15 protein-coding genes are annotated in these 15,644 nt (G+C 48.6%); 5 read left to right on the forward strand and 10 right to left on the reverse strand.

Going from position 1 to position 15,644, the window contains the following annotated elements; genetic code table 11:
• Window positions 1-5: 5 nt before the first annotated feature.
• The 5 genes from ACYVAM_RS24835 to ACYVAM_RS24855 form a co-directional block, all read right to left on the reverse strand.
• A complete protein-coding gene (locus tag ACYVAM_RS24835) occupies window positions 6-2,555 on the reverse strand; it encodes a family 20 glycosylhydrolase (protein ID WP_461072120.1) in 2,550 nt (849 codons plus the stop codon).
• Between the two features lie 168 nt (window positions 2,556-2,723).
• Window positions 2,724-4,442, reverse strand: coding sequence for a GMC oxidoreductase (locus ACYVAM_RS24840; RefSeq protein ID WP_461072122.1), 1,719 nt, complete (start codon window positions 4,440-4,442; stop codon window positions 2,724-2,726).
• Window positions 4,443-4,484: 42 nt separating this feature from the next.
• Window positions 4,485-5,024: a gluconate 2-dehydrogenase subunit 3 family protein gene (locus ACYVAM_RS24845; RefSeq protein ID WP_461072124.1), complete on the reverse strand. Its 540-nt coding sequence runs from the start codon at window positions 5,022-5,024 to the stop codon at window positions 4,485-4,487.
• A 256-nt stretch (window positions 5,025-5,280) separates the two neighbouring features.
• Entirely contained in the window at window positions 5,281-5,721 is a 441-nt protein-coding gene (locus ACYVAM_RS24850; RefSeq protein ID WP_461072126.1) for a response regulator, read from the reverse strand.
• 513 nt (window positions 5,722-6,234) lie between these two features.
• On the reverse strand, window positions 6,235-7,203 hold the full coding sequence (locus ACYVAM_RS24855; protein ID WP_461072128.1) for a helix-turn-helix transcriptional regulator: 969 nt from the start codon (window positions 7,201-7,203) through the stop codon (window positions 6,235-6,237).
• Window positions 7,204-7,299: 96 nt separating this feature from the next.
• On the opposite strand from ACYVAM_RS24855, the gene ACYVAM_RS24860 reads away from it, so the two are divergent.
• On the forward strand, window positions 7,300-7,605 hold the full coding sequence (locus ACYVAM_RS24860; RefSeq protein WP_461072130.1) for a GNAT family N-acetyltransferase: 306 nt from the start codon (window positions 7,300-7,302) through the stop codon (window positions 7,603-7,605).
• 7 nt (window positions 7,606-7,612) lie between these two features.
• Window positions 7,613-8,569: a polysaccharide deacetylase family protein gene (locus ACYVAM_RS24865; RefSeq protein ID WP_461072132.1), complete on the forward strand. Its 957-nt coding sequence runs from the start codon at window positions 7,613-7,615 to the stop codon at window positions 8,567-8,569.
• A gap of 134 nt (window positions 8,570-8,703) precedes the next feature.
• Here ACYVAM_RS24865 and ACYVAM_RS24870 read toward each other — a convergent pair whose 3' ends face one another.
• Complete coding sequence (locus ACYVAM_RS24870; protein ID WP_461072381.1) at window positions 8,704-8,955, reverse strand: thiol-disulfide oxidoreductase DCC family protein; 252 nt, start codon at window positions 8,953-8,955, stop codon at window positions 8,704-8,706.
• A gap of 20 nt (window positions 8,956-8,975) precedes the next feature.
• Window positions 8,976-9,092, reverse strand: coding sequence for a DCC1-like thiol-disulfide oxidoreductase family protein (locus ACYVAM_RS24875; protein WP_461072134.1), 117 nt, complete (start codon window positions 9,090-9,092; stop codon window positions 8,976-8,978).
• A gap of 275 nt (window positions 9,093-9,367) precedes the next feature.
• Here ACYVAM_RS24875 and ACYVAM_RS24880 point away from each other — a divergent pair, with 275 nt between their 5' ends.
• On the forward strand, window positions 9,368-9,967 hold the full coding sequence (locus ACYVAM_RS24880) for an outer membrane protein (RefSeq protein WP_461072136.1): 600 nt from the start codon (window positions 9,368-9,370) through the stop codon (window positions 9,965-9,967).
• A gap of 668 nt (window positions 9,968-10,635) precedes the next feature.
• Here the strand turns inward: ACYVAM_RS24880 and ACYVAM_RS24885 are convergent.
• The 3 genes from ACYVAM_RS24885 to ACYVAM_RS24895 form a co-directional block, all read right to left on the reverse strand.
• Window positions 10,636-11,370: an ion transporter gene (locus ACYVAM_RS24885; RefSeq protein WP_461072138.1), complete on the reverse strand. Its 735-nt coding sequence runs from the start codon at window positions 11,368-11,370 to the stop codon at window positions 10,636-10,638.
• A complete protein-coding gene (locus ACYVAM_RS24890; RefSeq protein ID WP_461072140.1) occupies window positions 11,367-12,077 on the reverse strand; it encodes a hypothetical protein in 711 nt (236 codons plus the stop codon). Before ACYVAM_RS24890 ends, ACYVAM_RS24885 begins: the two co-directional genes overlap by 4 nt.
• A gap of 106 nt (window positions 12,078-12,183) precedes the next feature.
• Complete coding sequence (locus tag ACYVAM_RS24895) at window positions 12,184-12,864, reverse strand: response regulator transcription factor (protein WP_461072142.1); 681 nt, start codon at window positions 12,862-12,864, stop codon at window positions 12,184-12,186.
• A gap of 341 nt (window positions 12,865-13,205) precedes the next feature.
• Between ACYVAM_RS24895 and ACYVAM_RS24900 the strand changes: the two genes are divergently transcribed.
• A complete protein-coding gene (locus ACYVAM_RS24900; protein WP_461072144.1) occupies window positions 13,206-14,528 on the forward strand; it encodes a TolC family protein in 1,323 nt (440 codons plus the stop codon).
• A gap of 3 nt (window positions 14,529-14,531) precedes the next feature.
• Window positions 14,532-15,635, forward strand: coding sequence for an efflux RND transporter periplasmic adaptor subunit (locus ACYVAM_RS24905; protein WP_461072146.1), 1,104 nt, complete (start codon window positions 14,532-14,534; stop codon window positions 15,633-15,635).
• The last annotated feature ends 9 nt before the right edge of the window (window positions 15,636-15,644 follow it).

The raw sequence follows: 15,644 nt of genomic DNA on the forward strand, positions 1-15,644 counted from the left end.
CTGGCTTACTGGTTGATCGTTACCGTTTGCCCAGCCCGGCCTGTGGTATTGAATACTTTAAATTTAACGGGGCCACTGCTGGCAACGGGCTCCGTATAGACCGGGCTTTGGGCCGTTGGTTCCGAGCCATCCGTCGTGTACCGGATCGTCAATCCGGGAAATTGAACATTGGCAGCTACCTTGCCATTGATCACTTTTGCACCAACCGGGGGAATACGATAGTCATAGCCGCCTGCATAAACATCCAGGCGGGGAAGCTCGCGCTTGCCTACTTTACTGATGAATTCAGACCAGGCCTGATTATATAGTTGATCGCTTTTTGCTTCATTTGTCTCCATTGCCCAGGCGGGGTCTTTGGCCCAGGACCGTTCGGCTACCGCCAATAGTTTAGGGAACATCTTGTATTCAAATTGCTGCGGTGTCCGGTTCGTTTCTGACCAAAGGGGCGCTTCAATGCCCACAATATTGGCTTTCCCTTTGGCCGTCAGCATTTCCCGGCTTTTGATAAGAGACGGGCTGATGCGGTTGCCCGTATTGTCGTCTTTCAGGTTCCTGAGGTAATCGTACGGAATGAAATAGAAGGGTTTGTCGATGTCCACATAGCCCCCCCAATACTGGCCGGGCTCCTGCGACAGTTGGTTGTATGCCAGGTCCAGATACATATGGGTGACACCGGTAAGGATCACTTTATAGCCCGCATTGGCCATGCGGTAAGCGAGATCTTCGGCGCCTGATCCGGGACTATTTTTCCAGACATTTACCCGGAAGTTTTCGTTTGCAAAGGTTTCGTTCGGCACCCACGTTACACGGCCATTCTGCTTTACTTTCTTGAGCCCGATTTCTTCCCAGCCGGAAAGAAACAGCTTACGGGTTTTGAGCAATTGATTGACTTTCCCGAAATAGTAATACCATAAGTCATCGGTGTTTTTGACCGACGAATTGCTGGCCATCAACTTCTGAACGGAAGGCGACTTTTCCCAAACGCCACCGGGTACTTCATCACCGCCAAAATGAATCGTTTGCAGGGGCGCCCCTGCCTCTTTGTACATACCTCGCAAGTCATCGACCACGCGCTCCAAAAAGGTGTAAGCCGACGGAAGTGATACATCGATCACGTTATCATCCCAGCCCTGCACCGACCGATAAACCGATTTGTCGGCTATGTCCTGCAATAAATACCGTTCTGCTTCGGTCTTGTTACCCGCTTTCATGAATCGCTGGTAGCGCGCATTCATCGCTTTGATGGCTGCCCGTGCGTGGCCCGGCGATTCGATTTCGGGAATTACGACGATATGACGGTCATGAGCGTATTTCAGAATCTCGATAAAGTCAGCTTTGCTGTAGAAGCCCGTACCAGAAGGGTTTGATAGGTCAGCACCGGAGCCATAGGAAGGGATTAGGCTCTTGGTCGGGTCGGTGGTGTGGGCTCGTTTGGCACCAATATCGGTCAGTTCGGGTAAGGAGGGCATTTCTACCCGCCAGCCTTCGTCTTCGCTAAAGTGAAAATGGAAGGTGTTGAGTTTGTATAACGCCATTGCATCCAGCACTTTAAGGACCTCTGATTTTGGCTGGAAATTTCGGGCCATGTCCATCATGAACGCCCGGTAAGGAAAGCGGGGCGCATCGGTTACATCCAGCCCCGGCACGCTGACCGACCCGGCCTTACCAGCTAGTGCATCCGCCGGAAGCAGCGTCTGCAGCGACTGAATTCCATAGAAAACACCCGCACCCGACGAGGCCGTCAGCACGACGCCATCCGAGCCAACGTGCAACGAATACCCTTCGGCCGCGAGTGATGGGTTTTTGCGGAGTGTAATCGTTTTCCCACTTCCCTGCGCCTGGACGGCTGGTTTTTTGCCAATGACAGCTTTCAGGCTGTTGGCCAGATAATCAGCTTCTCGATCAAATGCCTTATCGGCGATAATCACGACCTGATTGTCCAGCAAAAAGGGGGCTCCTTTCTCCTGATACGAAACAGGCGTTGGGAATATTTTTTGAAGTTTATCGTCAGCAATGGCCTTGATTTTCGCATTCTGATCAAAAATCTTTTCGGTCAGCATTCGATCGGATTTCTCGTAGATCGTCCCTGATTTTATCGCTACGTCAACGGGATAGGCTTGCTCCGGGTTCTTGTCCAGTACCAGATAAAAGCCAACCGGGAAGTCGGTTTTGTTGCGGATTTTTCCGGCCAGAACCTGTATGGTTGTCGACTTACCGGGTTCCAGTTTCGTGAACTTCGGCCCTGGGCTGATGTAGTGTAAATCGCCATTGAAGAGTTTTACCTGAGCCACTGAAGCATCCAGACTACTGGGATTGCCGCCATTAAAAAACAGTTTCCAGCCAGTTGCGGGCAGGTCTTCGCTGCCCGTATTGGTAAGCGTCAGCATAGACAGGGAACGTCCTTTGTTTTGATAATTGTTGTCGGCTAGTTCCAGCGTGATCCTTAACGGCTTCGAGGCATTCGTTTGCGTCGGCGTTTCACGGGTCTGAGTTTGAGAGCAATTGATGAATAAGGGTAAGCTAACTAAGAGCAACAAAAAGGAATACGTTCTCATTTTTCTGGAACAGAAGGTGAAAGCAACGGAAGAAGGGTTACGATTTTTAGGTAACGGGTTGTGGTTGGCTGGTTTGTGGTTGGCTGATTTGTGGTTTGTAGCGCGTCAGCAACACTCGTGCGCCAGCCAACCACAAACCACAAACCAGCCAACCACAAACTGAATGACTTACAAAAGTCCCTTCTTCATTTCTTTCACGGCATGGTCGGCCGCGCGGGCCGTGATGGCCATGAAGGTGAGCGAGGGGTTTTGGGTGGAGGTTGAGGTCATGCAGGCTCCATCCGTTACGAATACGTTTTTGCAGGTATGAAGTTGGTTCCACTTGTTGAGCATGGATGTTTTAGGATCTTTCCCCATGCGAACACCGCCCATTTCGTGAATGTCGAGGCCCGGAGCTTTATCTGGTTTGTCGTGCGTTCTGATGTTTGTGAAACCAGCCACGGTCAGCATTTCTGTCATCTGCTCATGAAAGTCGACGATCATCTTCTCGTCATTGTCATCGTATCCGACCGAGATTTTTAGCTGTGGAATTCCCCAGGCATCGGTCAGGGTGGAGTCGAGCGCAACGTAATTGCTTTCTTTCGGAATCGTTTCGCCCATCATGTGCGAACTTACACGCCAGTTACCATATTTAGGCTGCATCAGGCTTGTCTTCAGGTCTTCGCCCATAGCCGAGGTATCGACGCTGGTGGCCCGGCTGGAGCCAAAGCCTGCTGCGTAACCGCGCAGGAAGTCGGTTTCCTGTTTGGCCACATTGCGGAAGCGGGGAATGTAGCTGCCATTGGGGCGAATGCCTTCCGTCGTTGTGTCCTGAAAACCTTCGTGTTCGGCCGAGATCGTTGTGCGGAAGTTATGAAACGCTACATATTTGCCAAGCAGTCCATTATCATTGCCCAATCCATTCGGGAAACGTCTGGATTTGGAATTCAATAGAATCAGGTTGGTATTCAGGCAGGCTGCATTCAGGAAAATGATCTTGGCATAATACTCGGTCACTTCCTTCGTATGGGCATCAACCACGCGAACGCCCGACGCCTTGCCGAGCTTTTCGTCGTAAATGATCGAATGCACGACCGAATCGGGGCGCAGGGTCATTTTGCCGGTTTTCGCAGCCCAGGGTAGTGTAGAAGAGTTGCTGCTGAAATAACCACCGTAAGGACAGCCCCGCTGGCATAAGGACCGATTCTGGCACTGGGCACGGCCCTGCTGGTAGTGGATGGGCTGAGGTTTGGTCAGGTGGGCACAGCGGCCGATGATAACGGGCCGGGTGCCGTTATACCGTTTCGCCATCTGGTCCGTAAAGTGTTTTTCTACGCAGGATTGCTCGTGGGGAGGCAGAAATTCACCATCGGGCAAGGCCGCCAGGCCATCTTTGTTACCCGAGATACCCGCAAACTTTTCTACATAACTGTACCAGGGAGCGATATCGGCGTAGCGAATGGGCCAGTCTACGGCAAACCCGTCGCGGGCGGGACCGTCAAAGTCATAATCTGACCAGCGTTGGGTTCCCCGCGCCCACATAAGTGATTTGCCGCCCACATGGTAGCCCCGAATCCAGTCGAAAGGTTTTTCCTGTACGTATGGATGTTCGGCATCTTTGACGAAAAAATGCGTGGCGTCTTCTCTATTGGCGTAGCACCGGCTGGCAACCGGATTTGCGTCGATGTATTCTTTCGATAATTGGCCGAGGTGCGCGAACTCCCAGGGCTGCATCATGGTAGTGGGATAATCGGTAATGTGCTTGACATCCCGGCCGCGCTCCAGAACGAGAGTGCGTAATCCTTTGCCAGTCAGTTCTTTGGCCGCCCAGCCGCCACTAATTCCCGAACCAACCACAATGGCGTCGAAGGTGCGGTCTTTAACCGAATCTATAGTTAAAAAAGACATGCAATAACGTGAATAAGGGTATGTAAGAAACGAATAATTACACTATTTACTGCCGTTTACGGCCAATTTGGAAACGGGAACACAACCATGATAAAAGCCAGGAGCCATGTTGAACTTCTCGACATTAACGAGGTAGTATTCGGAGTTCATGTAACCCTGAATGGTTAATTTTTTGATCATGTCGACGAACGCTTTGCCCGTTGGATCTGCTGATGCACTTACTTTGGTCAGCACATCCATGCGTTGCGTAGCATCGCCAGCCGAAAAGGGCTTATTATACGCTTGTTGGGCCGTGGAGTCTGTTAGGGCAAGTCCCTGCTGGAGCGTTGTTTGAGCTTGTTCGCCATAACAATCATTAATCATTCGCATGGCGAATTTGTGTACGTTAAGCGATTTGGCACCGGGAGTCGTCGTTTCGGGAATAAAGGTTTCCACAATGTCGGCTAAAAGGGTTTCGTTATCGACGGATAAGGTAGAAACGTTCCCTAGTGAATCGGGCGTCCAGCCAGCGGCCCAGGCGGGTAAGCTGACCAGCCCACCGATTGTCATGGCTAAGTTCTTTAATACAGAACGTCTTTGCATAATTAGAGTACGTAAGAGTCGGCGTTTTACGAGCGAAGGTTCCTAAACAAAAGGTAGTAATTACCCGGAATAGTTTAATTAGTCATTACTCAAAGATACTATATTAAACGAAGCGGATTAGTAAATAATTTTACTAACTGAAGCCATATAAAGAAAAGCGCCGTGTTCCCTTCGAGAGGGGCACGGCGTGGACATGTATTGGTTTAGTGATTTGCTAATAGGTTGATTACGAATATATTAATTAGGTGCTGATTGCTTAGCCTTCTTTGTAATGCCTGACATCCAGCAGAGTAACCGTTTCGTACCAATACGTTTTAAGATTACTCAGATACGTTTTCCAGTCGGTATAGCTGAACGGCTTGAGCGTAAATGAGGAGGCTCCAAATGAATAGGCCCGTTCAACCAGCGTAGGCGTCTTGCTGGCCGATAGCATAACCACGGGCAGTATGCGTCCTTTAGGATGCGCTCTCAACAACGCCAGGAAATCCAGTCCGTCGACTTTATCCTGCAAATCAATATCCAGTAAGACTATTTTGGGGCCTTTACCCTCCAGCTCTTCAATATATGTTTTAGCATCTTCAAAACTGCTCACATGAATGAAAGAAGCTTCCGGAAAGCTGCTTACAGAAGCTCTCTGTAAAACCTCCGCAATCAATGGGTCGTCGTCTACTAATAAAATTGGAAATTGCTGCGACATGAATTTTTTAAGGCAGTTTCTACTGCTAAACTTGCGATGCGTGAAGTACTTGGATGCAAAACCAAGTAAAAGGATTAACTAAACGGGTATTGTTTTTGGAAAAATAGATACATTTACGTTCTATGAAATTGCCAATCGTCCGTACTATGGAGCCATGCCCATGATACGGGGACGCAAAGGCGATACAGAATCAAAAGAATGTATGAATTCAACGCTAAGCTTATTCTATCTGATTAATTAGAAACGCGCAAACAATACGTTCTGCTGATTATAACGTTCTAACACGGTCTAACTCCTGCTAAAAGTCGTTTTTCAGGATAGAATTTACATGCCAAAGGTAACATCTGTTACGTAAATATCATCGTCGAGTTGCGAATTTACCCCTCTGTTACCCTTCGATTTACCCAAAAAAGGGGCTCATTCCATCGCCCGATTATTTTTTAACTCCCTGAACGAACAACGTGTCATTCGTGACTACCTGGTAACTTGACTTAAGTACTGCCAAACGTAAGATTAAGGCATTGGTGCAACGGTCTGTTCGCTATAGTGGGCCTGTATTTCTTCCGCTAAGGTGAGAATTCGGTTTCGAAGCATATCGGGTTGTTCGATCGTTGCTGATTTGCCGTACATAAGCAGCCATCGGGCCAAGCCTTCTACATAGGGTGTCTGGAAATGGATCCGGACATAGTCGCCTAAATCGTCCTCACGCTGATAGCCAAACGTATGCTTCTCCCGATGTAAAAATCGGGTTGTGGCTTTGCGAAATAAAACGGTTACGGCCACGGTGGGCATGTCGGTTGTGCCCATTCGATCCAGGTATTCCTGAAGCGTTAGCCGATTCCGTCGCGAATAGAACTCGCCTGAATTCGTGAGCGTCCGAATGCGATCGACGCGGAAATCGCGGTAGTCCTGGCGTGTTCGGCAGAATGCAATGAGGTGCCAGCCCATGTTGTAATGGTAAAGGCCTACCGGCTCAACGTCGCGTCGGGTTTCGGCATCGTTATACTGTGAATGATACTGGAGCGTTAGCACCTGATGGCGGGCAATGGCCTGTTGTATGTCGTTGAGCAACTCGTCGGAATAGGGGCTTTGAGTGGGCGGTTTTGCCACATCAATGTGGGCGTCGAGGTCGTCCAGATGTTCCTGATCGGTGCGTTTGAGAACCGACTTTATCTTGAAAAGCGCTGATTCAAACTTTGTTTTAACGGATTGGTCGGCCCATTTTTCTACTAACTTGCCTCCCATTAGCAGGGCACTGGCTTCGGCGGTCGTAAACATCACGGGTGGCAAGTGATAATCCGTCAGAAAATACCCGACACCCGCTTCCGCACCAATCGGGACCCCGGCTTCTTCCAATGATCGAATGTCGCGATAAACGGTTCGCAGGCTGATGCCGAAACGGTTGGCCAGTTCCTGTGCCCGAACAACGCGCTTGGTTTGCAGATGAATCAGGATGGCGGTCAGGCGGTCAAGGCGGTTCATAGCAGCAAAAGAAAGAAGTCGGATGCAATTTACACCCCTTCGCGTGAACAAGTCGGCATTTTTTTGTGTAAAAGAAAGGATAACCGTTTGACAGACATGAACGAAACCCCTATCAAAAATAATACCCACAGGCATCGTTTCGAGTTAGAAACAGATGGGAAGCTCTCCATCGTGGAATACCAGCAGGTCGATGATGAAACCCTCGCGCTGACCCATACCGAAGTCGATCCCAGTCTGGAAGGGCACGGTATCGGCTCAAAATTAGTGGAAGGTGTCCTGCAATACATTGAGCAGCACGACCAGAAAATCGTGCCGCTCTGTCCATTCGTCAGCGTTTTTCTAAAGCGCCATCCCGACTGGAATAGATTGGTGTCAACAGCTTATTCGGTCAACGATTTTTGATACGCACGTGCCCCGCCTTTTACTTTTAGTAATGCTGGTTAGCTGGGCGAATGCAGCCGCGTTTGCCCAGCTAACCGCCTATCGGGTATTTTTTGGTATCACAACCCGGCAGCCCCATCAGGTCGTGCTGCGCCAGTGGCGCCAGGGCGGTCAAACCCGCTACCTGACGCTGAACCCGCAAACCCTCGAAACGGCCATTGTCAATCTGCCAGTGAGCCAGGTGAAGGCTTTATCCTGGCCCGCTACGCTGCAAATGGTGAATCAGACGCCCTATGGCCGGGCCTTGGGCATGGAGCAGCAGCGGGATACTCATTTACAGGATGCCGGTATTGAACGAACGGACACGACCGAACGGGGTTTCAGTCTCACAATTGACCTTTGTCCATCGACCAAGCCCCTGACGCGGTCGGTATTCGAGCAATTGATCGGTGCCTTTGAGCCGGAAGAGAAACCCATTCCGGTAACGATTACGATCACCGGCCTCTGGATGGAGAACCATGCCCAGGATTTGGCTTATCTGAAAAACCTGGTTGATCGGGGCGATCTGGCCATTACGTGGGTCAATCACTCGTTTCATCACCGCTACAACCCACAGTTGCCCTTGCCGATCAACTTTATGCTCGAAGCCGCGACCAACATCAACGATGAGGTTTTACTGAATGAGCAGGCCATGCTGAAGAATGGGTTGAAACCCTCTATTTTCTTTCGATTTCCGGGGCTGGTTTCCGACAAAGGGGTCTTTGATCGGATTTTGGCGTTTGGTCTGCTGCCCATCGGCAGTGATGCCTGGCTAGCTAAAAATCAGCAACCCCGACAAGGGAGTCTGGTGCTGATCCATGCCAATGGAAATGAACCGGTGGGTATCGCTGATTTCATCACGCTCATCCGGAAAAAGTCTTCCTTTATCCGCAACAAAACGTGGCTGCTCTATGATCTTCCCGAAAGCGTAGCCAGTGAGAAATAATGAGTTGAATTGCTATCTTGACTGACAACGTGCGGTTTTCGTTTCTGAATTGGCAGGCCAAACCACTAGATGAAATGGCTGATGAAGTTTTGCAACAGCCACGGCACTTATATAATAGGAATAAATAAGTTGATTTACTCCAGAACTCTACGTTTCCGTTCATCAGCAGTGGGCAACTGGCAAACCTGACGTACTCCAAAAACATATCGATACCTTGCGAAAACATCATACAGACAATCCCGTATAGGTCTGGGCACAATTTGCAGCCAAGAACAGTATGGCCAAAGGCCGCCTAGACGATTGCATAGTCGTACGACAGCATCTGATTTGATCCATATTTTATCCTCTTCCGCTAGAACAATGCTATCAACAGGCTTATCACTAATGGTTTCCCAAAGGGCTTGACCTACTTTAAATGCGAGGAAGCAAACGAGAAGTAAGCTTTGGCATCTCGCTGAATAACGAACTGTACAAACGAGTTGCAGAAACCACAGACGTCATCAAAAACAATGATTGTTTTCATTCTGTCAACGGGCTAGTTTGCCTTTACCACACAAATGAGATGCATTCTTTGAAAATCCCCTTAACGTAATCTGAGTGGCTGTTGCAAAACTTTAAAGGAACGCTGCCAAGTGCCCTGATGGAAGCTTCATTCAACTGGTGTCGACTTAAGCAGCAGCCATAGCCATAGAGCAACATCTGCTTTCTGCCATTTTAGTTAAAAAATCTAAAATACTGGTACACTTTCCATCCATTTTAATCAAGCCAGCATCTCAGAATAGAAATAAACATCGTCTGATGAAACGTTATGTATTACTATTTGGCTTGTTTCTACCTCTGTTAGCCTCTGCTCAAACAGTTTTTGATCAGCATCAGCAGGATTTGCTCGGAAAGGGACATTTAACGGTCGGAGTCGAGGTCGGACAGGGATATCGGGGCGGGGGGTATCCAATCATAACTCATATAGCACCTCGTATTCAATACTTTATCCTAGATGGGTGGTCAGTAGCAGTGGAAGGTCGTTATTTACAGAGTAATGTATTAAGGTATGTGCCTAATAAAGCAGACTATAAATTCTTGGGGGGAGGCCTATCCACTCGTTATTACTTTCTTCGTGGTAAACGGGTAGCCATCTTTGCCCAGTTAGGAACTGTCTACGGCCGAAATGATTTTAATCCCATGCCACCTAACCCATACAGCCAATCCGTGTACTCGACTAATTGGCAAACCAACGCCGGATTGGGCGTACACTATCGAATCAGTAAGCGATGGGCTCTCGAAGCCATGGGTAGCCGAAGCTGGCTGAATACCCCATTATTAGGTCTTCAAGGGTATACCCCTGACCCTAATTTTAATCGTTGGCAGTTCAGCGTTGGTATCAGTTATCGGCTAAAATAGGCGAACGACTAAGCCTAAAAGTTATAAGTTTCGCAAGCCCATGGGTGGCCTTAGGCTTGCGAAATTGAAGCTGAAAATTGATCAACAAAATAGACTTCTGCACTCGCCCGGCGGACCATGCGGGTGCAGAAGTCTTACACACTATTGAGAAGTCCAGAAAAGGGGTCGTTATGGGCTACTTTTTTCACCGAAAACAAAGGGTTGAACTTAACATATCAATGCCCTTCCGACTTTTGCAACAGCCGCCTGAGTTATACCACTGAACTGAGAAAATTCATACAACAAGCTTGAGAACGCCGTTTACCCACAACAATGTACTTAACAAAGAAATCAAATGACTATTCGCTTCCTGCTTCTCCTGATAGTACTCCTCGTTGGAACAGGAGCCAGAGTGGCTACTAAAGAAACGACATTAGTCTGGTCACGAGCCATAGTTAATGAGGATTCACTTAAGAAAAAACAACCTCAACCGCTTCAACGTAATCAAAGGCGAGCCATTAACCAGGCTAAGCCAGTCTGGGAACGGATTGGTAAGGTTTTACTGCACATAGTGATTGTTCTGACTGCAATCGCTCTGTTGTTGATATTAGTTGTCTTTGTTCTTACGTAAGGAATAGGTAAATGATTGATTATGACTATGTAAGCTTTGTAAAAGCTTATAGGTTTAACTAGGGTAACCTTTTCTCCATCTCCTCAATTTTTTGCCGTAGCTGCCGAACTTCGCCAATCAGCGTCTGCATATCGTTATCGGACTGTTCCTGATCATCTTCAACAAAGAAGTTGGCCACGTAGCCGGTAAACGTACCGAACAGGCCCACACCGGCAATCATCAGGACAGCCGCAATTAGGCGACCAAAACTCGTAACCGGAAAACGGTCGCCATACCCAACGGTTGTAATGGTCACAAACGCCCACCAAAGCGCATCCGACGGAGTTTTGATATTGGCATCCGGCACACGTTCGACGTAAAGAATGGCGATGGCGCCGAAAATCATCAACAGCACGGAGCTGAGTAAAACGACAGCCAGCGTACCATTGGCCCTGTCGCGGAAGAGGTAATGCAGAAAGTCACGGATAGACCGGAACGAACGCACCATGCGCAGGATTCGGATAACCCGAACTAACTGACCCAGTCTGAACCAGTCGAGGGCGGGAATGCTGGCCAGTAAATCAATCCAGCCCCATTGCAGAAACTTCCATTTATCGTCGGCCTGATACAATCTTAAGAAAAAGTCATACAAAAAGTAAACGCAAATGCCGGTATCGATCTGGTCGAGCAATTGCCGGTTCTGCTCGTACATGGGCACCAGCTCCCGAATCAGCAGGGCGATGACAACGTATACCGACAAGACCAGCATGATGAGTTGATGCAGGGTTAGCTTTGGCGGACCATTTGGCTTCATCGTTTGTCCAACGGACGAGGTTTAGGTGGGTGAACCGGCGAAATTCGATCTCCTTTTCTCACCCATCGCCAGATGTCGACGGGGAGTGCCGGGTAGATCGATACGCCAAGGCTGTAGTAACTTCCGTTGAAATTCTGGTCAATATCGGTCTGAAAAACGGAAATACGATACCCGATCTGCGCCGAGAGGCCCACCCAGCGCGTGGCTTTCCACTGGGCATAAGCACCTATCTGAAGAGGAGCGAAAAAACTCCGGTGCGTTCGGTCGATTGGGTTGTCCTTCGCCAGATCTCGCGGCAGGGCATAAGCAATACCACCGCCAACGTCGACTGGCACGCTAATCATCCAGCGCCGGTTGTTGGTCATGTTCCACCAGTACTGAATGTTCATAAACCACAAATCAGTACGGGTATAATAATTGAGATTGATTCGCTGGGCGGCATTCCGTCGCCAGTCGATCAGGCGTAGATACGTTGCATAACCGATCCAATAATAGCCCAGCGTTAGTTGGTGGCGTTTAGCGCCGTAGGTAATGCCCGCATTGACTCCCCAAACGTTTACATGCTGGCGTTCCAGAAATGAGTCCCTGAAGTCGAGGTTAAAGGCGGGCCGGATGGTTGAACGAGCCGAACGAACAGTATCCTCCGGCGTCAGGGAATCGGACCGGACTGTCAGGAGTGAGTAGGCAAGTAGGCAAACAGCAATCATAATATACTACTAACCCAAAACCCGCCCAAGAGGTTAGAAAGGAGGTATGATGCAGGATATAGTATGCGTAAGGTAAAAATAGCTATAGCCTACACCGAGTGTCTTTTTAGTTTGCGGCCCGCAGTAAGTAGCCTACGCCCATTGCCGTATGGATTAATTTATGGTCGAAATCACGGTCAATCTTCTTTCGTAAAAAGTTAATATACACTTCTACTTTGTTCGTGCTGCTGATAGGCGTGTTGTCCCAGACTTTTTCCAGAATCTGTGCTTTCGTAACAACCCGACCCGCGTTTTTAATTAAAAACTCAAGTAGTTGAAACTCACGGGCTGTCAGTTTTATTCGCTGATTGGCACGGTAAGCTACCTTCTCGGCGACATTAAGCTCCAGGTTATCGATGCTTAGGATAGACGGCGCATTAAAGCCACCTGTGCGTCGGCGGTGTAGCGCATAAATACGGGCCAGGAGCTCATCGGAGTCACAGGGTCTCACCATGTAATCATCAGCGCCGGCGTAGAGTCCTTTGGTTTTGTCGGCCGATTGGTCTGAATTAGAGAGCAGGAGGACTGGTGTTGAGTCATTCTCCTGCCTGAGTCGCCGGATAACATCCAGCCCATCCATGCGGGGTAACTCTGAGTCAAGGACAATCAGGTCAAAACGGGCATGAAGGCCCATGGCAAGTCCGGTATATCCATCTGATGCTATTTCGAGTGTATATTGGCGCTCGGCCAGGGTTCGATATAGAAACTCAAGGTAACTGGCGTCACTTTGAATAAGGAGAATTTTCATGTTCTCGTATACAGTTAATTGAAAATCAACCGTAAAGGTGTTACCCTGACTTTAAAGCCAGTTTAAAGCTTAATTAAAACTTCTTTAAAATTTCAGCCGTATATATACTTCTTGTCAGACGATACGGGTTGGAGTTCGGGAAAATACAGGTTCTTATTGCTGAATTTGATGTTTGTAAGCCATACAGGCAACTAAATGGAGGTATGATCATTACCTGCATATTCCTTAAGGGAAATACTTATTTTTTTAAGAACTTATTAATAACGGTTTAACCACGCCTTAACAATCTGGTCTGTACTTGCCGCCCAAATCAGCCGGGTCTATTTCCGTCACTTTTTATTATGAATCGGTTTCGCTCATTAAATCAATTTGCTCTTTTATTACTTGTAGGCTGGTTGGCGGTTATTTCGCCTTTATTCGCCCAACAGCCAACTGCCGCGCCGGATACGATCCGGCAAAGCCTGCCTCAACTCGAACAGCTTTTTCTGGATCGTAACTTTCAGTTATTGGCCCAGCGTTATCAGATAGACATTGCCGATGCGGCTATCACGCAGGCTGGGTTACGGCCCAATCCAAATCTCTGGTTTCAGGGAAACCTGTATAATCCGAATACCGGAAAATTTCTGCAGTATGGGCCGCCCTCGCAGGTAGATAAAGATGCGGGGAACTATAACAGTGGCTACTACGCCGTTCAATTACAGCAAGTGATTTTATTGGCTGGCAAGCGGAGTAAGTTAATCGCGCTGGCCGAAAGTAATAAATCACTGGCCCGCCTGGCATTCAAAGACCTGATGCGTATATTGCATTATCAGCTCTATACAACCTACACGAACCTGTATTTCGACTTACAGGGGTTGCGCTTATTTGAGGATGAACTGGCCCGCCAGCAACGGCTGGTCGAATCGTACCGAATTGCTCTTCGAACCGGCGGGGTGGCGCCTTATGAAGTGACTCGGCTGGAGGTCGCTGTTCGCGATTTACAGGCCAACAGCGCCAATTACCGTACACAGATTGCGGATGAACAGGCTACACTTCGGATATTGCTGCGTCAGTCAGCAGCGACGTTTATTCTGCCGACTGAATTACCTGCCTTGAAAACAAGCCTGCCGCCGGTGGCAACGGCCATTGACTCCGCATTGACCAATCGACCGGATGTTGGTCTGTCGCAGGAGCAGATCAATAATGCAGAACGCAGCCTTGCGCTGGAAAAGGCCCGCCGGACGCCTGATTTGACGACGGGTATTTTATTTGAGAAATATGGAAATGCCTATAATAACTTTACGGGCTTTCAATTGGCCATGGATTTGCCAGTTCGCAACCGCAATCAGGGCGCCATCCGGTCGGCAGAAACAACCCTAAAAAGTGTAACGGGAGGACTGGAAAATCAGCAGACCATCGTGCAAAGCGACGTGCTGAATGCATTTGATAAACTAAATACATTCTATGGTCAGCTGAATACCCGACCCGACGGATATCTGGATCGAATTCAGAATATCTCGGTAGAGGCTACCAAAGCCTATAACGCCCGAACGATTGGTTTGCTTGATTACCTGGATAAAATCCGGACGTATCAGCAGGCACAACTGAATAATATTACCCTGCTTAATAATCTGTACAATACGCAGCAATTATTAAATTTCACGACCAATACCCGGTTCTTCTAGGTTATGAGAAAGACGTTAATACCCCTGCTGATTGGCCTGGGGCTGGCTGCCTGTGGCCACAAAAATGAAGAAACAGATAAAGTACCAACGTCTAGTGCCGATTCGAGCAGTAGTTACCTGACTGATTCCGTCCGGCTGATGAATCCTGAAGATGAACTGACCCTAAACGGAACCGTTACGTTCGATCAGGATAATGTGGTCCGGGTGTTTCCGCTGGTTAGTGGTAACGTTGAAAAAACAACGGTGACGTTAGGCGCTTATGTACAGAAAGGACAGGATCTGGCCCTGATCCGATCGGGCGATATTTCGACCTATACCAACGACTACCAATCGGATAAGTCAGATCTGGAAGTAGCTCAGCAGCAGTTGAAGAACGTATCAGCGCAGTATAAATCGGGCTTTGCTTCGGAAACTGACTTTTTAACCGCAAAAAACAATGTTAAAAAGGCGCAGGACGAGTTGAGTAAATCCGCGAATATTCTGCGCATATACGGCGGTAGTACGGCCGGAACCGGACAACCATATTTTTCGGTGAAAGCGCCTATTTCGGGCTACATCGTTGAAAAAAACGTGAATACCGGTCAGGATTTACGGGCCGACAATCAGGATCCGCTCTATACCATATCGAGTCTTCAGCAGATCTGGGTGCTGGCCAATGTGTATGAACAGGATATCCCGGAAATAAAACAGGGTCAGCCGGTTGATCTTCAGGTGTTGGCGTATCCTGATAAAACCTTCCGGGGCGTAATCAGTAACGTCAGCAGTGTACTCGATGAGCAGGCACGGGTGCTAAAGGTGCGCATCGTGCTGGACAATAAAGAGGGTTTGCTAAAGCCGGACATGTTTGCCACCATTCACGTGCACCTGCCAAATACCACTGCCGGTAAAGGGGGCGAATCACTGGCCGTTCCGCAAAAAGCTGTTGTCTTCGACCGTGACCATTATTATGTGATCGTCCAGACGGGGAAAGACAAATATGAAGTCCGGGAAGTGAATGTGATGAAAAATACGACGCGTTTTGCCTTCGTGAGGGGCGGAAACCTGAAGCCGGGTGATACTGTCGTTACAGAAGGAAGTCTGCTGTTATACAATGATTTAACGGATTAATTTCTGTCT

It is taken from the genome of Spirosoma horti (assembly GCF_054776595.1).